The organism is Pseudofrankia inefficax (genome assembly GCF_000166135.1).
Lineage (GTDB): Bacteria > Actinomycetota > Actinomycetes > Frankiales > Frankiaceae > Pseudofrankia > Pseudofrankia inefficax.
Window position 1 is genome coordinate 898007 of sequence record NC_014666.1, and the last position, 15269, is coordinate 913275.

Consider the following 15269-nt stretch of genomic DNA (forward strand, 5'->3'; position numbering starts at 1 on the left):
CCCTGCGCAATTGGCGATCATCGCGCCCTGGCGCCGGCCCAGTTCTTCATGATCGTCGGTTGGGCAGGGGGAATCGTCGTTCGGTGCCCCGGTTTGTCGCATTTATCTCTGCGCAACTGGCGATCATCGTCGTGATCCACCGCCGGATCGTTCGAAGATCGCCAGATGGGTGGGCGGTTCGGCGGCTCGAACCGTCGCTCGCCTGAAGGACTAACCGTCCATCGCTTGAGCGATCGCCAGGGCGCCCCGGCGCCCGCCGCGTTCCGCGGTGCGGGTGATCTCTGTGTTCCGTGGTGCGGGTGATCTCTGCGGCAGCGAGTGGCTTTGGTTTTCCGGGGTGGGGGCGGGCTCGGCTAGGGTCGGGCTGGTGAGCACTTCATCCTTCGTCTCTCCGCTGGACTCGGGCATCGACGAGCTCTGGGCGCGCCGGGCGGACATCACCCCGGCCGACGCGGACGCCCGCAAGGCCGTCGTCGCGGCCGTGGACGCCATCGACGCCGGCGAGGCTCGGGTCGCGTTCGTCGCCGCCGACGGCTCGGTGGTCGTCGATGAGCGGGCCAAGCACGCGATCCTGCTGTCCTTCAAGGTTCTGCCCATGGGCGAGTCGAACGCCGGCGACTTCCGCTACAACGACCGGATGCCGCTGAAGACCCGGTTCGACGGCGTCCGCGTCGTCCCCGGCGCGATTGTCCGCTGGGGCGCCCATATCGCCCCCGGCGCCGTGCTCATGCCGAGCTACACCAACATCGGCGGCTTCGTCGACTCCGGCTCGATGGTCGACACCTGGGCCACCGTCGGCTCCTGCGCGCAGGTGGGCAAGAACGTGCACCTGTCCGGTGGGGTCGGCCTCGGCGGCGTGCTGGAGCCGCCGAACGCGGTGCCGGTCATCGTCGAGGACGACGCCTTCGTCGGCAGCCGCTCAATGATCATCGATGGTGCCCGGGTGCACCGTGGCGCGAAACTCGGCGCGGGCTCGATCCTCACCGCATCCACTCACGTCTTCGACGCGAACACCGGGGAGGAGTACCCCCGCGGGGAGATCCCCGAGCGAGCCGTCGCCGTCGGCGCGAGCCGGGTCAAGAGCTTCCCCGGGGGAGATTTCGCGATGCCCTGCATGCTCGTGCTGCGCACCCTGGCCGAGGGGCAGATCCACGACAAGCTGGCGCTGAACGACATCCTGCGCGAACACGGCGTCGCCACCTGAGCCGGTGGCCGGGCTCGTAGGGTCTCTGGCATGGGACTTGATGTCGCGGTGCCGGCGGGGGAGCTGACCGGGGCGCTGGTGGACTTCGCGTCGGTGAGCGGTTCCGAGGGGCCGCTCGCCGACGCGGTCGAGGCGGCGCTCGTTGGTCTGCCGGGGCTGACGGTCGACCGGGACGGCGACGCGGTGGTGGCGCGCACGAGCCTCGGGCGCCCCACCCGGGTGGTGCTCGCGGGGCATCTCGACACCGTGCCGATCGCCGACAACGTGCCGTCGCGCCGGGAGGGCGACCGGCTCTACGGGTGCGGCACGTCCGACATGAAGTCCGGCGTCGCCGTCATGCTGCACCTCGCCGCCACCGTGGCGGCGGAGTCCCTGGTGCACGACCTGACCTGGGTGTTCTACGACAACGAGGAGGTCGACGCCTCCCGCAACGGGCTGCGTCGGCTCGCCGAGCGGCACCGGGACTGGCTGGAGGGCGACCTCGCGGTCCTGATGGAGCCCACGGGCGGGGAGATAGAGGCCGGCTGCCAGGGAACGTTGCGGGTGATCGCGACCCTGCCCGGCCGCCGCGCCCACTCGGCCCGTTCCTGGCTCGGGGACAACGCCATCCACCGGGCCGGAGACCTGCTCACCCGGCTCGCGGCCTACCAGCCGCGCACGGTCGAGATCGACGGCTGTGCCTACCGGGAGGGGCTGTCCGCCGTGCGGATCTCGGGTGGTGTCGCCGGCAACGTCATCCCGGACCGGTGCGAGGTGACGATCAACTTCCGGTTCGCCCCGGACCGGGACGTCGCCGGCGCCCTGGCCCACGTCCAGGAGGTGCTCGCGGGCTACGAGCTGGAGCTCACCGACAGCTCGGGCGGCGCCCTGCCGGGCCTGTCGGCCCCGGCCGCGGCGGCGTTCGTCACCGCCACAGGGCGCCAGCCCCGGGCCAAGTACGGCTGGACCGACGTCGCCCGGTTCGCGGCGCTCGGCATCCCGGCGCTCAACTACGGCCCCGGCGACCCGAATCTCGCGCACACCCGCGACGAGTACGTCGAGCTGCCCCTGGTCGAGGAGGCAGAGCGCGTCCTGCGCGCCTACCTCACCACCAGGTCATAGATCCCCACCTCTAGTAATCGAAAATGGGATTCGTCACAACGTGTACCGCCGTTCCGGCGACCGTTTAGGGACGTAACGGCGCGAACGCGGCCCTCGGCGCCGCCCGTGGTCACGATGCGGATCCCGGCGGCGCCGGTCGGTCGACGTGGGCCGCCGCCGGGCCCAACCGGCGGTCCGGCCCCGCCTCCCGGTGGCCTATGGTGCCGAGGTGACACCCATCAAGCCTGGTGAACCGGACCCGACGCCGGCCGACAGCCTCGCCCGCGCCGCGGCCGAGGCGGCGGCCGTGCTGGACGAGACGGCGGTACTGGACGAGACGGTGGCGCTGGGCGCTCCGGTACCGCCGAACGACGGTCCGCGCCGGTACGAGCCGGGCGAGTTCCCGACCCCGCCGCCGGAGCAGCGCCGCGGCCCGCAGCTGGCCCGCCGCAGCCAGATCCGGCACTCCACCTCCGACGAACGGCTGCTGGCCAACCGCGGCTCCGGGGACTTCACCCACGCGGACCCGTGGCGGGTGCTGCGCATCCAGAGCGAGTTCGTCGAGGGCTTCGACCTGCTCGCCGACCTGCCGCGCGCGGTGACCGTCTTCGGCTCGGCCCGGGTGCCGCGCGACCACCCGGACTACGAGGTCGGCCGCCGGCTGGGTGCCGCGCTGGTCGAGGCGGGCTTCGCGGTGATCACTGGAGGCGGGCCGGGCGCGATGGAGGCGGCGAACCGGGGTGCCCAGGAGGCCGGCGGCCTCTCGGTCGGCCTCGGCATCGAGCTGCCGTTCGAGCAGAAGCTCAACGACTGGGTGGACCTCGGCGTCAGCTTCCGGTACTTCTTCGTCCGTAAGACGATGTTCGTGAAGTACGCCGAGGCGTTCGTCATCCTGCCGGGTGGGCTCGGCACGCTTGACGAGCTGTTCGAGGCGCTCACCCTGGTCCAGACCGGCAAGGTCCGCAGGTTCCCGGTCGTGCTGCTCGGCACCGACTACTGGCGCGGCCTGCTCGACTGGCTGCGCGGCACCGTCGTCGGCACCGCCCGGATGAAGGACACCGACCTCGACCTGTTCTCGCTCACCGACGACGTCGACGAGGCCGTCCGGCTGGTTGTGGACGGCATCGCCTCCAGCACGCCGCCCCAGCCCCGGGGCCGGTAGAAAGCCGGGTTCATGAGGATCTGCGTCTACTGTTCGTCGTCGGAGCGGATCGACCCGGGGTACGTCCTGCTCGCCGGCCAGGTGGGCACGGAGCTCGCGGCGCGCGGCCACTCGCTGGTCTCCGGCGGCGGCTCGATCTCCTGCATGGGCGCGGTCGCCCGGTCGGCGCGGGCCGGCGGGGCGAGCACCCTCGGGGTGATCCCGCGCAAGCTGCTCGACCTGGAGGTCAGCGACACCGACGCCGACGAGCTGATCGTGACCGAGACCATGCGGGAACGTAAGGCCATCATGGACGAGCGGGCCGACGCCTTCCTGGCGCTGCCCGGTGGCCTCGGCACCCTCGAGGAGCTGTTCGAGATCTGGGTGGCGGCCATGCTGGGCATGCACGCCAAGCCGATCGTCGTGCTCGACCCGGACGGCGTCTTCGCCCATCTGCACACGCTCGTCGACGGCCTCGTCGACCGGGGCTTCGTGCGTCCCGAGGCCCGCGCGCTGCTGCGGTGGTCGACCACCCCGGCCGAGGCGCTGGACTTCCTCGAAGCCGCCGGCGTCGGCTCGGCCGTCAACCCCACCGTCGGCGAGGCGATCGAGGCGGCGGCACCCCCGATCGACTGAGCCGAGGCCTACGCGAGCCCGCGGCGCGCGACGGTGAGGTCGGCGTCGCCGCGGATCGCCGCGACCATCCGCAGGGCCCGGCGGGTCGCCGCGACCTGGTGGGCTCGGAAGATCCGGGCACCGAGCCAGGCGCTGACGGCGGTGGCGGCCAGCGTGCCCTCCAGCCGCTCCTCGACGGGCGTGTCGAGGGCCTCGCCGACGAAGTCCTTGTTGGACATCGCCATGAGCACCGGCCAGCCGGTGGCGACGAGCTCGTCGGTCCGCCTGGTCGCCTCCATCGAATGGCGGCTGTTCTTGCCGAAGTCGTGCCCCGGGTCGATCACCACCGCGTCCGGGCGCACCCCGAGCGCGACGGCCCGCTCCGCGAGGCCGCAGGTGGTCGCGACGATGTCGGCAACCACGTCCTGGTAGGTCATCCGGTGCGGCCGCGTGCGTGGCGGCAGGTGCCCGGCGTGGGTGCAGACCAGGCCCACGCCGCCCGCGGCCGCCACCTCGGCGAGTTCCGGCTCGACACCGCCCCAGGCGTCGTTGAGCAGGTCCGCGCCCTCCGCGACGACGACCCGGCCGACCTCGGCCCGATAGGTGTCGACGCTGATCACGACGTCCGGGTGGGCCGCGCGCACCCGGGCGACGAACCCGCCGATCCGGCGCAGTTCCTCGGCCGCGCTGATCTCGGCTCCCGGAGCGGCCTTCACCCCGCCGATGTCGATGATGCCGGCGCCCTCGGCGATCGCGCGCTCGACGGCGGCGAGCGCCTCGCTCTCGCCGTAGGTCGCGCCCTTGTCGAAGAAGGAGTCCGGCGTCCGGTTCACGATGGCCATGACGACCAGCTCGGCCGGCCCGAACACGCGCCGGCCGAGCCGCAGCGGCCCAGGTAGTGGGCCCCTGTCGTCCGGCGCGGGGCCGGCCGGGCGGGTAGGGAGGTCTGCGGGCGGAGCGACGTCGTGCGGCACGACTGCGAGCCTGCCAGACGTCGACGGACGCGGCGTTACGCCCGCGGAGGACCCGGCCCTGGGGTGGCGCCGTCGGTCCGGTTTCGACCTGAGACGGGTGCCGTCGCCCGCTTTCCGCGCCGTCCGGGTACGCGGGGGACGCCCGACGGGTTGGCCACTATGGCCCCGACCGTACGATCGGGGCGTGGTGCTCGCTATCGAGATCCTCGTCGTCGCCGCGCTGGTGTTCGTCGTCGCGGCGCTGGCTGTCGGCTGGTTCGACCGGATGGCCCCCGCTCCGCCGGACGCGGCGCCAACCGGCCTGCCCGCCGCCGGCCCGGTCGGCGCGCGCGAGGTCGGTGGTGTCCGGCTCAACCTCGCCTTCCGCGGCTACCGGATGGCCGAGGTGGACGCGCTGCTCGCCCGGCTGGCCGGCGAGCTGGCCTGGCGGGACGAGGAGCTGGCCCGCCGTGACGACGAGCTGGTCCGGCTCGCCACGTTCGCGCACGCCGACGCGACGCAGGGCCCGGCCGGGGGTGCCGAAGGCGCCACACCCGGCGCCTCGCCCGGGACGCCCACCGACGGCCACACCCAGTGGACCGGCCTCGACGGATAAGGTCGCGAACCCCCAGCCCGGACGCGTGACCGGCGCGGTGCGGGCTCAGAACGCCCCGCGGGCCGCACGAGCCGCCAACCATCCCGGTCGGCCGCTGATTTCCGCTCCGTGGTGCGGTGAGCGTGGGGAGGGCGCCCAGCGCCCGACATGTCGGGCCCCCTAGGGCCCGACAACATCGGCCGCCGACCGTTGTGGTTCTGCGGAGGGCCGTGTTTCGGTTTGCTGCCCTGACTACGGGATAATCGTCGGCAGACGTAGGTCCGACGGCAGGAAGAGGTGCACCGATGGCGGCCATGAAGCCGCGGACGGGTGACGGTCCGCTCGAGGTCACCAAGGAAGGGCGGGGGATCGTGATGCGCGTCCCGCTCGAGGGCGGCGGCCGGCTCGTCGTCGAGCTCACCGCCGACGAGGCGAGCGCGCTGGGCGACGCCCTCAAGACCGCGGTCGGTTAGCGCGGGTCGGCCCGGTTCGCCGCCCGTGGGTGGCCGGCCGGGTGCCTCGCCGTATGGCCCCGGGACCTGTTCCCGGGACAGTTCAGGACGCCCGGCGTCGAGCCAGCCTCGACCTGGGCGCTTCGGTGTTGACGCCGCCGGCCGTCGCGGCTGACCGTACGGGTGGGCACGTCGTCGTGCTCCTCGGTCGCCCGCTGCCTCGCTCTGGGTCTGGGAAGGTGTGGCTATCTCCATCCGTACGGAGTCAGGGAGTGGGCGCGTCCCGGTCGTCACCCTACGGCCCGGCGGGCCGGCCGCGCCGGAATCGTCCGTGCTCGCAGTGGTCGTCCTGTCGTCTGCCCAGGCCGACACGGCCGACGGGACTATCGCCGCGGCCGGCGGCCCGGCGGTGGGCGACCAGAACGGCGCCTCGCCGGCCGGTACCACCGTGGGCATCGTCAGCCCCGCGGCCGCCGGAGCCTGCGCCGACCTCGGCCTCGATCTCGACACGCTGCTGACCGCGCACAACGTCGGTGGTGATGCCGGCTCGGTGCTGGTGGTCCCGCTGGCCCGAGCCGAGGCGCCGACCCGGCTGCTGCTGGTCGGCGCGGGCGGCGGCGGCCTCGGGGAGTGGCGGACCGCCGGAGCGGCCCTCGCCCGCAGGGCCGGCAGTGGCGACCGGGTGGTGGCCCTGGTCGCCGACCCGGAGCCGGCGCAACTCGCCGCGCTCACCGAGGGTCTGGCACTGGCCGCCTACAAGCAGCCCAAGGGCCCGGGCGAGCCCATCGCGACGGATGACCTGGACGCCGACGGCGACCACACGGACGGTGCCGAGCGCGGCGCGGCGGACGTCGAGGCGGGTGACCTCTCGGCCGGCACGACCGACCTGACGGGTGCCGAACGCGACGCCGACGGCGCGGCCGAGCCCGCTGGCGAGACCGACGAGCTCCCGCCGGCCGCGGCCGAGAGCGCGCCGGCGGCAGCGGGCGGCCCGGGCCTCGACGAGGTCATCGTCTGGTACTCGGGTGCGCTGACGTCGACCGAGCTGGCCGAGGCCACCGAGGCGGTCCGCCGGGCGTCGGTGCTCGCGCGCGCCGTGTTGACCGCCCGAGACCTGATCAACACCCCCAGTCTGGTCAAGTCCCCGGAGTGGCTCGCGCGACGGGCGATGGCGGCGGCCCGCGCCGCCGGGCTCGACGCGGCCCTGCTGGACGCCACGGAGCTCGCCGCCGGCGGGTTCGGCGGGCTGACCCACGTCGGTGGTGGCTCGTCCCGGCCGCCGTATCTGGTCGAGCTGCGCTACCAGGGCCCACCGGCCGAGGACGGCCCGGCCGCCCGGCACCGGGTGCTCGTCGGCAAGGGGATCACCTTCGACTCCGGTGGTCTCTCCCTCAAGCCTCCCGGGTCGATGACCAGCATGAAGACCGACATGTCCGGCGCGGCGGCCGTGCTCGCGACCATGGCCGCGCTGCCGGAGCTGGGCGCGCCCGGCAAGGTCACCGGCCTGCTCTGCATCGCCGAGAACATGATCGGCGGCGCGGCCGTGCGGCCGGGCGACGTCATCAGCTGCTGGGGCGGGACGACCGTCGAGGTGCTCAACACCGACGCGGAGGGCCGGCTGGTGCTCGCCGACGGGCTCGCCTACGCCGCCGGAGCGCTCGGCGCCGAGGTGCTCGTCGACCTCGCGACCCTGACCGGAGCGGTCTCGATCGCGCTCGGCCGGCGGACGGCCGGGCTGTTCGCGAGCGACGACGCGCTGGCCGGCGAGCTGACGGCCGCGGCGGAGCTGGCCGGCGAGCGGGTCTGGCGGCTGCCGCTGGTCGAGGAGTACCGCCCGGCGCTCGAGTCGACGGTCGCCGATCTGGCCAACATGGGCTCGGCCCTCAACGTCGGTGGCGGGTCGATCGCGGCCGCGCTCTTCCTGCGTGAGTTCACCGCCGGCCTGCCGTGGGCCCACCTGGACATCGCCGGCACCGCCCGGTCGGATGCCGACGACGCCGAGATCACCCGCGGCGGCACGGGCTGGGGTGTGCGCACACTGCTGCGCTGGCTGACCGCCGACCCCACGCTGGCCGAGTAGGCCTCCGGGTCCCGAATAGGCCTCCGGGTCCTGACCTAAGTCTCCGGGTCCTGACCTAAGTCTCCGGGTCCTGATCTAAGTCTCCGGGTCCTGACCTAAGTCTCCGGGTCCTGACCAGGGCCCCCGAACGTCCCGACAGGGCCGGGCCCGTCGGCCCGCCAGCCGGGTCGACCTGCCTGGTTCGGCGGCGGCCCGGGTGGGAACGCCTGGTTCGTGAACATCCGTGACTTCTACGCGGCCGACCCACAGCGTCAGGAGTCCGAGGAGGTCTCCTTCGGCGCCGGCTGGACCGACCACACCGACGCGGCGTCGACCTTCCGGCTGAGCTGGGTCGCGCGGACCAGGGAGCTGTACGCGGTCCGTGAGCCGCATCCCGGCGGTGGGCTGCTCGCGCCCGTATTCGATCACTACAACGTGCATCAGGCCGGGATCGACGAGCTGAGGGTGGAGATCCTGGCCGTCGCGGACCTGCCGGCGGTCGAGGAGGCCCTCGCCGGTTGGCGGCAGGTCATCACCGATCACGACAGCCTGCGCTGGGCCCGCAAGCGCGTCGCCGCCCTGCCGCGACCAGCGGCGGGGTCCGGGACTGAGCCGGCCGAGCCCGAGTACCAGCCGCCGCGGCTACACGCCGAGAGGGCGGGGATCTTCCACCGTTCCCGGTCGCCGCACGACGACCATTAGCGCAGGCCGCGAGCCAGGCCCCGTGGTCGTGGCAAGCCGCGATCCACAACCGCGACGGCTGACCCGACGGCCGACGCCGACCGACCCGACCGGGGCCGCGGTCAGGCGGCGGGCGGCGGGGTGGCGAGAGAGGTGAGCGCCGTCTCGTAGGCCTGCGCCTGGGCCTGGGTCAGGTATCTGGAGAGTCGCAGGACCACGCCGTCCTGTCGGAAGTCGACCTCCTGGGTCAGCTGCCCGCCCGCTGCGCTGATCTGGCGCAACTGCTGGAGGCGGGCGTCGGCGCTGGTCGCGTCGGCGAACACCTCGATGCTGCCGCCGATCTCGACCGGGTCCTGGCTGGTGACTCCGTTCAGGTTGACGCCGGTCCGCGCGTCGGCGAACTCGATTTTGCTGGTGTAGCCGCCGGGCTTGCCGAACAGCTGGTTCGGGTCGCTGCCGGCCGTGTACACCCGCACAGTCCTCAGCGGCAGCCCGGTGCCAGCCAGCTTGATCGCGACGACCTCCGCGGTGAGGCCGGTCAGGGCGCTGGGGGCCGTGGGGGTCGCGGTCGCGGTGCTGGCGGTCGTGGGCGTCGAGGTGCCCGAGCCGCCATCGCTCAACGTGACCTTGCGGACGCCGTAACCGGCGAGGCAGGCGACGACGGCGACGACGACAAGAAAGACCGCCATGGAGGCGTTCCCGCTGCCCCGGTCGCGCTCCGACCGCCGGCTGCCAGACATGCTCGTCCCCTTGGAATTGCCGCGTACTGTCCGGTGACCAGGCCGCCGGTCCGGCTGTGAGAGGTGCCTTCTCGGCCGGGCGGCCCGCGGCGAACGGGTCATTCGGATCGTATGTCGGAAATCCGACAGCCTTACCCGCGCTTCAGGTGACCGTAAGGCGCCGGGGGTGAGGTGAACGCATGACCGCACCACCGCCGGCCCGCCCGGGCAAGCTATCCGACCGGATAGGACTTCGCGACGGCGGCAACCAACAGTCCGTCGCCGGAGTTCAGCAACATCGGCGTCAGACGGGCATCGTCGCGCACAGCGGTCGCCAGCTCGCGGATGGCCATGATCTCCGGGTTGCGCACCGCGGGGTCGGCGGCCAGGCCGTCGATCAGGATGCCGGCGAACGCCACCACGCCACCCGGGCGCAGCAGCCGCAGCGCCTGGATGAGGTACTCGGTGCCCTCGCGCCGGTCGGCGTCACAGAACACCAGGTCATAGGCCCCGTCGGTGAGGCGGGGAAGCACGTCCAGCCCGCGGCCGGTGATCAGCCGGCTCCGGTTGGGCGCCATCCCGGCGTCCGCGTAGGTGCGCCGGGCCAGGCGCAGATGCTCGGCCTCGACGTCGATCGTGGTCAGCGTGCCGTCCGGCCGCATGCCCCGCAGCAGCCAGGTACCCGAGACGCCCGTCCCGGTACCGATCTCGACGACGGCACGCGCGCCCACGGACGCGGCGAGGAATCGCAGCACCGCACCGGCTCCGGGGCTGATCGGGAGAATCCCGACCTCCTCGGCGCGGGCGCGGGCAGCACGAAGAATCGGGTCTTCCAACAGGAAGCCCTCGGCGAAGGCGGCGGCTCGATCTTGTGCGCCGATGTCGGTGTCCGGCATGACAAGCGCAGCCTACGGGAACGGCGCCGTACGAAGGCGCGTTGCTCCCGTCAACAGATGTCGTGTCGAGTCAGGCCCAGCGCCGCCAACGTGTCGTTCTAGCTGGACGAGGGGAGAAGCACTCGTGTCCGCAGCGGGAATTGCCGCGCCGTGGCCGGCCCGTCGAGTACGGTCATCGTCCCGGACCGATCGAGAGGCCACCGTGACTGGACTGGACGCCACGTCGTCCACCCAGGCGGCCCAGCCCACGGTCGCGTCGGCGCAGGAGGCGACGGCCTGGGTGCCGCCGTCCTGGGATGACGTCGTGCGCGAGCACGGCAACCGGGTCTACCGGCTGGCCTACCGGCTCACCGGCAACGCGCACGACGCGGAGGACCTGACGCAGGACGTCTTCGTCCGGGTCTTCCGCTCGCTCGCCGACTACACGCCCGGCACCTTCGAGGGCTGGCTGCACCGGATCACCACGAACCTCTTCCTGGACCGGATGCGCCGGCAGCAGAAGATCCGGTTCGACGCGCTGCCGGAGGACACCGAGCGGCTGGCCGGTCGTGAGGCGAGCCCGGAGGCCGTCTACGCCGAGGCGCATCTGGACGCGGACATCGAGGCGGCCCTCGCCGCCCTGCCGCCGGACTTCCGGGCCGCCGTGGTGCTGTGCGACATCGAGCAGCTGTCCTACGAGGAGATCGCGCAGACGCTGGGCGTCAAGCTCGGCACCGTGCGCAGCCGGATCTCGCGCGGCCGGGCCATGCTGCGGGCGGCGCTCGCGGACCGTGCCCCACGTGAGTCGCGGGCCGTCGACCTCGACGAGGAGGCCATCGCGGCCGTGCCGGCCCAACTGCCGGACCCGGTGGCGCTGCTGGCCCCGGCCGACTCGACGCCCGACCCGTCCCCGGTGCCCACCAGCCGGGAAGGGGGAACGCGACCCCGAGGCCGCCGGCGGCGCGCCGCGGTCAACGCCGGCGTCGAGGTCGGCGCGGAGAGCCGGGCGTGACGGGACACCTCGGCGAGCGGCTCTGCCCGCTCGTGGACGGCCAACTGCGGCACGACGATCGGGACAGGGCGCTGGCCCATCTGGCGCACTGCCCGACCTGCCGGCTACAGGTGGCCGAGTACCGCAGGATGAAGCAGCGGCTTGCCGGTCTCTGGGATCCGGCCCTGCCGGACCAGCTGGCCGATCGGCTGCGCGGGCTGGGCGTCGGCCTACCCGGCGCGGGGCCGGCCGAAGGCCGCGGTCCCGACGATCTCGCGTTGGTCGCGGGTAGGCGTGCCGCCGTTTTGACGCAGCCGCGGGTGCCTGTGGCGGGCCCGGCACACGCCGTCGCGTTCGGGCCGTCGCCGCGTCAGCGCCTGGTACTGGTCGGCCCGCCAGGACGGGGCGACCGGACGGCGCCCGCCGGTGGGCTCGTGCGCCCGGGGCGGATGCCGCCGCTCGTTGGCGGCCTGGTCCGGCCGGCTCGGCGGTCCCGGGTCCGCAGGACACTGATCAGCTCGGCGGCGCTCATGGTGCTCACAGTGACCGGTGCCGCCGCGTCGGACCACGCGAGCGTGGCCGGCGGCAGCCCGTCGAACGTTCGGCCGTCCGCCCCAGCCAGCCAGCTACCGGTGGCCAACGGCGGTCGGGCGACGCCGCAGATCACGCCCGTCTCCTACGCGCTGCGGCGCTGAGACCCGGCCCGGCGTTACCGGGAGATGACGCTCGGGGCGCGGTTTTGTCACGGTGTGCCCTACACCCGGCCAGTCGGCCTCCCGATGTGGGTCGGCTGTCCAGGCGCTGTGGGGGAGTTCACGAACAGGCCTTACCGTGTATTTCGCACACACCGTCCTGGGCGGGCCGGCCCAGGGGATCGGGAGTTCTCCGAGCGGCGTGGGCGTGATCGGAGGGCGCGTGGGCGTGACCGACGGCGAGCCTGTGGGCAGCGATGCCGCCGCGCCGAACGCGCTGGGCCGGGTCGCGGCGCAACGTGCCCAGGCGCTCGCGGGGGCGGTACGGGCGGCGGACCTCTCCGGCCGGCCCGACCCGCTTGGCTCCCGGGGATCCGGCGCTCGCCCCGTGGCCCGGACGCCCAGCCCCGCCCTGACGTCCGGCCCGGCCACGACCGGTTCGCCGGGGCCAGGAGAGCCCGAGCTCGACCCGGCCGACCCGCTCGGCCTTGGCGCGAAGCCGGCCGCCGCCGTCGAGCCGGCCACACCCGAGAATCGCGGGCCGCGGACCGGTAAGCCCGAAGGTCCCAGGCCCGAGGTCCCCAAACCCGCGGCGCCGGCACGTCCCCGCCGGCTGGAGGCGGACGCCACGCCTGCCCCGGTGGAGCCCGAGGCTCCCGCGGCGCGAGGTGTACCGACGGTGGCGCAGCCCACCGAGCGGGACGACCCCGACGAGGCGGCGGCGGATCAACCGACTGACAACGAGCCGTCGGGGCGCCCGCCACGGCCGCAGCGGCCGCCCTGGTATCGCCAGACGCCCGCGGAGCCGGCGCCAGATGACCAGGACCCTGCGGCGACCGAGCAGGCCGCGGCGACCGGGCAGCCGGCGCCGGCGGCGCCGGCCGGGGCGACGACTCCGGCTGGGACGGCGGCCCAGGCCGGCTCGTCCCGCCAGCCAGGGGCGACGGCCCAGGCGGGACCGGCCGCGCAGGCCTCGTCCCCCACGAAGGCTGGGTCGTCCGTGAAAGCCGGGCCGCCCGCGAAGGCTGGGCGGTCGGCGGATACGAAGGCCGAGCCGGCCGTGCGGGACTCGGCTGGTCAGGTGACCGACGCGCGCTCGCCGTCCGCGGCGAAGCCCGCGCCGCCCAGGAGCCCCGAGCCCGGTGCCGCCACGTCGAGAGCGCGGGTCCAGCCGATCTCTCCTCAGCCGGGGGAGACGACGCCGTGGACGCCCGCGGTGGCGGGCGGCGGTTCGGCTGGTCGGGACCAGCCGGCGGCGCGGGCGCAGACACCTCGGCCGCCGGTCGCGCCGCCTACCGAGCGCCCCACAACCGACCGCTCCACAACCGAGCGCCCCACAACCGAGCGGCCTGCACACCAGCACCAGCACCGGCGGCCGCCGTCCGAACAGGCCGCGGTGGGACGGCCGTCCCGCGGCGTCCCGGCTGTCGGTACGCGGGTCGAGCGGGTCGAGCCGGCCGATCGGGACGAGGCGCAGCCCGCCGCCGCGAACGACGGACGCCGGCGACGGTTCAGCGGGCGGGCGCTCGCCACGGCCGCGCTCGTCGCCGGGGTGCTGGGCGGCCTGGTGGGTGGCGGGTTCGCCGCCTGGCTCGCGCCCCACGATGCCGGCTCCGGTGGCGCCGGAATGATCGTCAGCGCGACCGTGCCCGTGACCGGCGCGGGGTCGGTCGCCGACGTGGCCTCGAAGGCGCTGCCGTCGGTCGTCACCGTCGAGGTACAGGGCCACGACGGCAGCACCGGCGCCGGCGTCATCATCCGGTCGGACGGCTACATCCTCACCAACGCGCACGTCATCGCCTCCGCGACCGGCGGCGACAAGATCGTCATCAGCCGCTACCAGGACGTCACCCAACTGCCTGCGCACCTCGTCGGCCAGGATCCGAAGACCGATCTCGCCGTGATCAAGATCGATTCTGGCGCCTCGCTGCCGGCGGCGACGCTCGGCCAGTCGGCGCCGCTGCGGGTCGGCGACCCGGTGATCGCGATCGGCGCCCCGCTCGGCCTGTCCGGCACGGTCACCACCGGCATCGTGAGCGCGCTGGACCGCAGCCCGACGGAGCCGGTGGCCGGCGGGGCGACGACGGTTCTCGCCGGCGCGATCCAGACCGACGCGGCGATCAACCCGGGCAGCTCGGGCGGCCCGCTGCTGGACGCGCTCGGCCAGGTGATCGGCATCAACACCGCGATCGGCGCGGTTCCAGGTGCTCCCGGCGGCGCGGACGGGCAGACCGGCAGCATCGGCGTGGGCTTCGCGATCCCGATCGACTACGCCCGCTCGATTGCCCAGGAGATCATCCAGACGGGGCACGCGACCCATCCGTACCTCGGCGTGTCGGCCGACACCGTCACGGCGGCGGCCGCGGCCAGCAGCGGCCGGGTGCCGGGCGCGCTGATCCGCGATCTCGACCAGGGCGGCCCGGCCGCGTCGGCGGGCCTGCGGGTGGGCGACGTGGTGACGAAGATCGACGGCAAGACGGTCACGACCGCGGACCAGCTGCTGGAGACGGCCCGGCTGCACCACGTCGGCGACCGGCTGAGCGTCAGCTATGTCCGGGCCGGCCACTCCGCCACCACGCAGGTGACCTTGGCCGAGCAGCAGTCCTGAGCCCCTCGCGGGTTCGCCGGCACCGTTCCGCGCAGACGGCTGCCCGGGGCCGGACCTGGAAATGAATCGAGACCCTTACCAGAGCGTCATGTTCGGGCGCTTCGCGGGCGAGGGTGGCGGAGGTACGCTCGGCCGGTGTTCAACGGGCTTGGATGGGGTGAAATCGCTGTCCTGCTGGTGATCGGACTGTTCGTCTTCGGTCCGGACAAGCTTCCCAGGGTGGCGCGCGATGCCGGCAGGCTGATTCGACAGCTCCGGCAGATGGCGACCGGGGTGACCAACGACCTGCGGGCGGAGCTGGGCCCGGAGTACGCCGATCTGGACATCCGGGACCTGCACCCGAAGACGTTCGTCCGCAAGGCGCTGCTGGAGGACGACGACGAGCTCTTCCCGTCGATCCTCGACAAGCACGGCAAGCTCGATCTTTTCGGTGACGACACCCCGTCGGGCCCGCTCCTGACGAAGGACCGGAGCCCCGGCGGCGCCACGTCGCTGTCGAAGAACAACGGCGCCAAGGCCACCACGAAGGCGAGCCCGAGCTCGCCCGCGGCCCAGCCGGAGCCCGCCGACACCCCCTGGGACACCGACGCGACCTGAGTCGAAT

General features: G+C 73.8%; 15 protein-coding genes. 12 read left to right on the forward strand and 3 right to left on the reverse strand.

From position 1 onward, the window contains the following. The first annotated feature begins 367 nt into the window (after positions 1 to 367). The 4 genes from FRAEUI1C_RS03565 to FRAEUI1C_RS03580 all read left to right on the forward strand — a co-directional run bounded on the left by FRAEUI1C_RS03565 (position 368) and on the right by FRAEUI1C_RS03580 (position 4061). Positions 368 to 1204 (forward strand): 2,3,4,5-tetrahydropyridine-2,6-dicarboxylate N-succinyltransferase, encoded by an 837-nt coding sequence (locus FRAEUI1C_RS03565; protein WP_013421913.1) that lies wholly within the window; start codon positions 368 to 370, stop codon positions 1202 to 1204. Between the two features lie 30 nt (positions 1205 to 1234). Next, positions 1235 to 2305 carry a succinyl-diaminopimelate desuccinylase gene (gene dapE, locus FRAEUI1C_RS03570; protein ID WP_013421914.1) on the forward strand — a complete coding sequence of 357 codons (1071 nt, stop codon included), beginning with the start codon at positions 1235 to 1237 and terminating at the stop codon, positions 2303 to 2305. 208 nt (positions 2306 to 2513) lie between these two features. Next, on the forward strand, positions 2514 to 3446 hold the full coding sequence (locus FRAEUI1C_RS03575; protein ID WP_232425285.1) for an LOG family protein: 933 nt from the start codon (positions 2514 to 2516) through the stop codon (positions 3444 to 3446). A gap of 12 nt (positions 3447 to 3458) precedes the next feature. Continuing rightward, positions 3459 to 4061 (forward strand): LOG family protein, encoded by a 603-nt coding sequence (locus tag FRAEUI1C_RS03580; protein ID WP_013421916.1) that lies wholly within the window; start codon positions 3459 to 3461, stop codon positions 4059 to 4061. Positions 4062 to 4069: 8 nt separating this feature from the next. On the opposite strand, the gene folP is transcribed toward FRAEUI1C_RS03580, so the two are convergent. After that, a complete protein-coding gene (folP, locus tag FRAEUI1C_RS03585) occupies positions 4070 to 5014 on the reverse strand; it encodes a dihydropteroate synthase (RefSeq protein ID WP_013421917.1) in 945 nt (314 codons plus the stop codon). A gap of 184 nt (positions 5015 to 5198) precedes the next feature. Between folP and FRAEUI1C_RS03590 the strand changes: the two genes are divergently transcribed. The 4 genes from FRAEUI1C_RS03590 (at position 5199) to FRAEUI1C_RS03600 (ending at position 8801) form a co-directional block, all read left to right on the forward strand. Further along, positions 5199 to 5609 (forward strand): DivIVA domain-containing protein, encoded by a 411-nt coding sequence (locus FRAEUI1C_RS03590; protein ID WP_013421918.1) that lies wholly within the window; start codon positions 5199 to 5201, stop codon positions 5607 to 5609. A gap of 284 nt (positions 5610 to 5893) precedes the next feature. Then, positions 5894 to 6061, forward strand: a complete 168-nt coding sequence (locus FRAEUI1C_RS37355) for a DUF3117 domain-containing protein (RefSeq protein ID WP_007511639.1) — start codon at positions 5894 to 5896, stop codon at positions 6059 to 6061. Between the two features lie 310 nt (positions 6062 to 6371). After that, positions 6372 to 8120, forward strand: coding sequence for a leucyl aminopeptidase family protein (locus FRAEUI1C_RS03595; protein WP_013421919.1), 1749 nt, complete (start codon positions 6372 to 6374; stop codon positions 8118 to 8120). 213 nt (positions 8121 to 8333) lie between these two features. Beyond that, positions 8334 to 8801, forward strand: coding sequence for a hypothetical protein (locus FRAEUI1C_RS03600; protein WP_013421920.1), 468 nt, complete (start codon positions 8334 to 8336; stop codon positions 8799 to 8801). Between the two features lie 101 nt (positions 8802 to 8902). Here the strand turns inward: FRAEUI1C_RS03600 and FRAEUI1C_RS35900 are convergent, their stop codons facing one another. Both FRAEUI1C_RS35900 and FRAEUI1C_RS03615 read right to left on the reverse strand, forming a co-directional pair. After that, positions 8903 to 9520, reverse strand: a complete 618-nt coding sequence (locus FRAEUI1C_RS35900) for a hypothetical protein (RefSeq protein ID WP_013421921.1) — start codon at positions 9518 to 9520, stop codon at positions 8903 to 8905. 212 nt (positions 9521 to 9732) lie between these two features. Next, entirely contained in the window at positions 9733 to 10395 is a 663-nt protein-coding gene (locus FRAEUI1C_RS03615; protein WP_013421922.1) for an O-methyltransferase, read from the reverse strand. A gap of 211 nt (positions 10396 to 10606) precedes the next feature. On the opposite strand from FRAEUI1C_RS03615, the gene sigE reads away from it, so the two are divergent. From sigE to tatB, 4 genes are all read left to right on the forward strand, one after another. Continuing rightward, positions 10607 to 11386: an RNA polymerase sigma factor SigE gene (gene sigE, locus FRAEUI1C_RS03620; protein WP_232425471.1), complete on the forward strand. Its 780-nt coding sequence runs from the start codon at positions 10607 to 10609 to the stop codon at positions 11384 to 11386. Next, positions 11383 to 12060: an anti-sigma factor family protein gene (locus FRAEUI1C_RS03625; protein WP_013421924.1), complete on the forward strand. Its 678-nt coding sequence runs from the start codon at positions 11383 to 11385 to the stop codon at positions 12058 to 12060. The genes sigE and FRAEUI1C_RS03625 overlap by 4 nt, the downstream gene beginning before the upstream one ends. 220 nt (positions 12061 to 12280) lie before the next feature. Continuing rightward, positions 12281 to 14665, forward strand: a complete 2385-nt coding sequence (locus tag FRAEUI1C_RS40725; RefSeq protein ID WP_013421925.1) for a S1C family serine protease — start codon at positions 12281 to 12283, stop codon at positions 14663 to 14665. Positions 14666 to 14800: 135 nt separating this feature from the next. Then, positions 14801 to 15262 carry a Sec-independent protein translocase protein TatB gene (gene tatB / locus FRAEUI1C_RS03640; protein ID WP_013421926.1) on the forward strand — a complete coding sequence of 154 codons (462 nt, stop codon included), beginning with the start codon at positions 14801 to 14803 and terminating at the stop codon, positions 15260 to 15262. Positions 15263 to 15269: the final 7 nt, after the last annotated feature.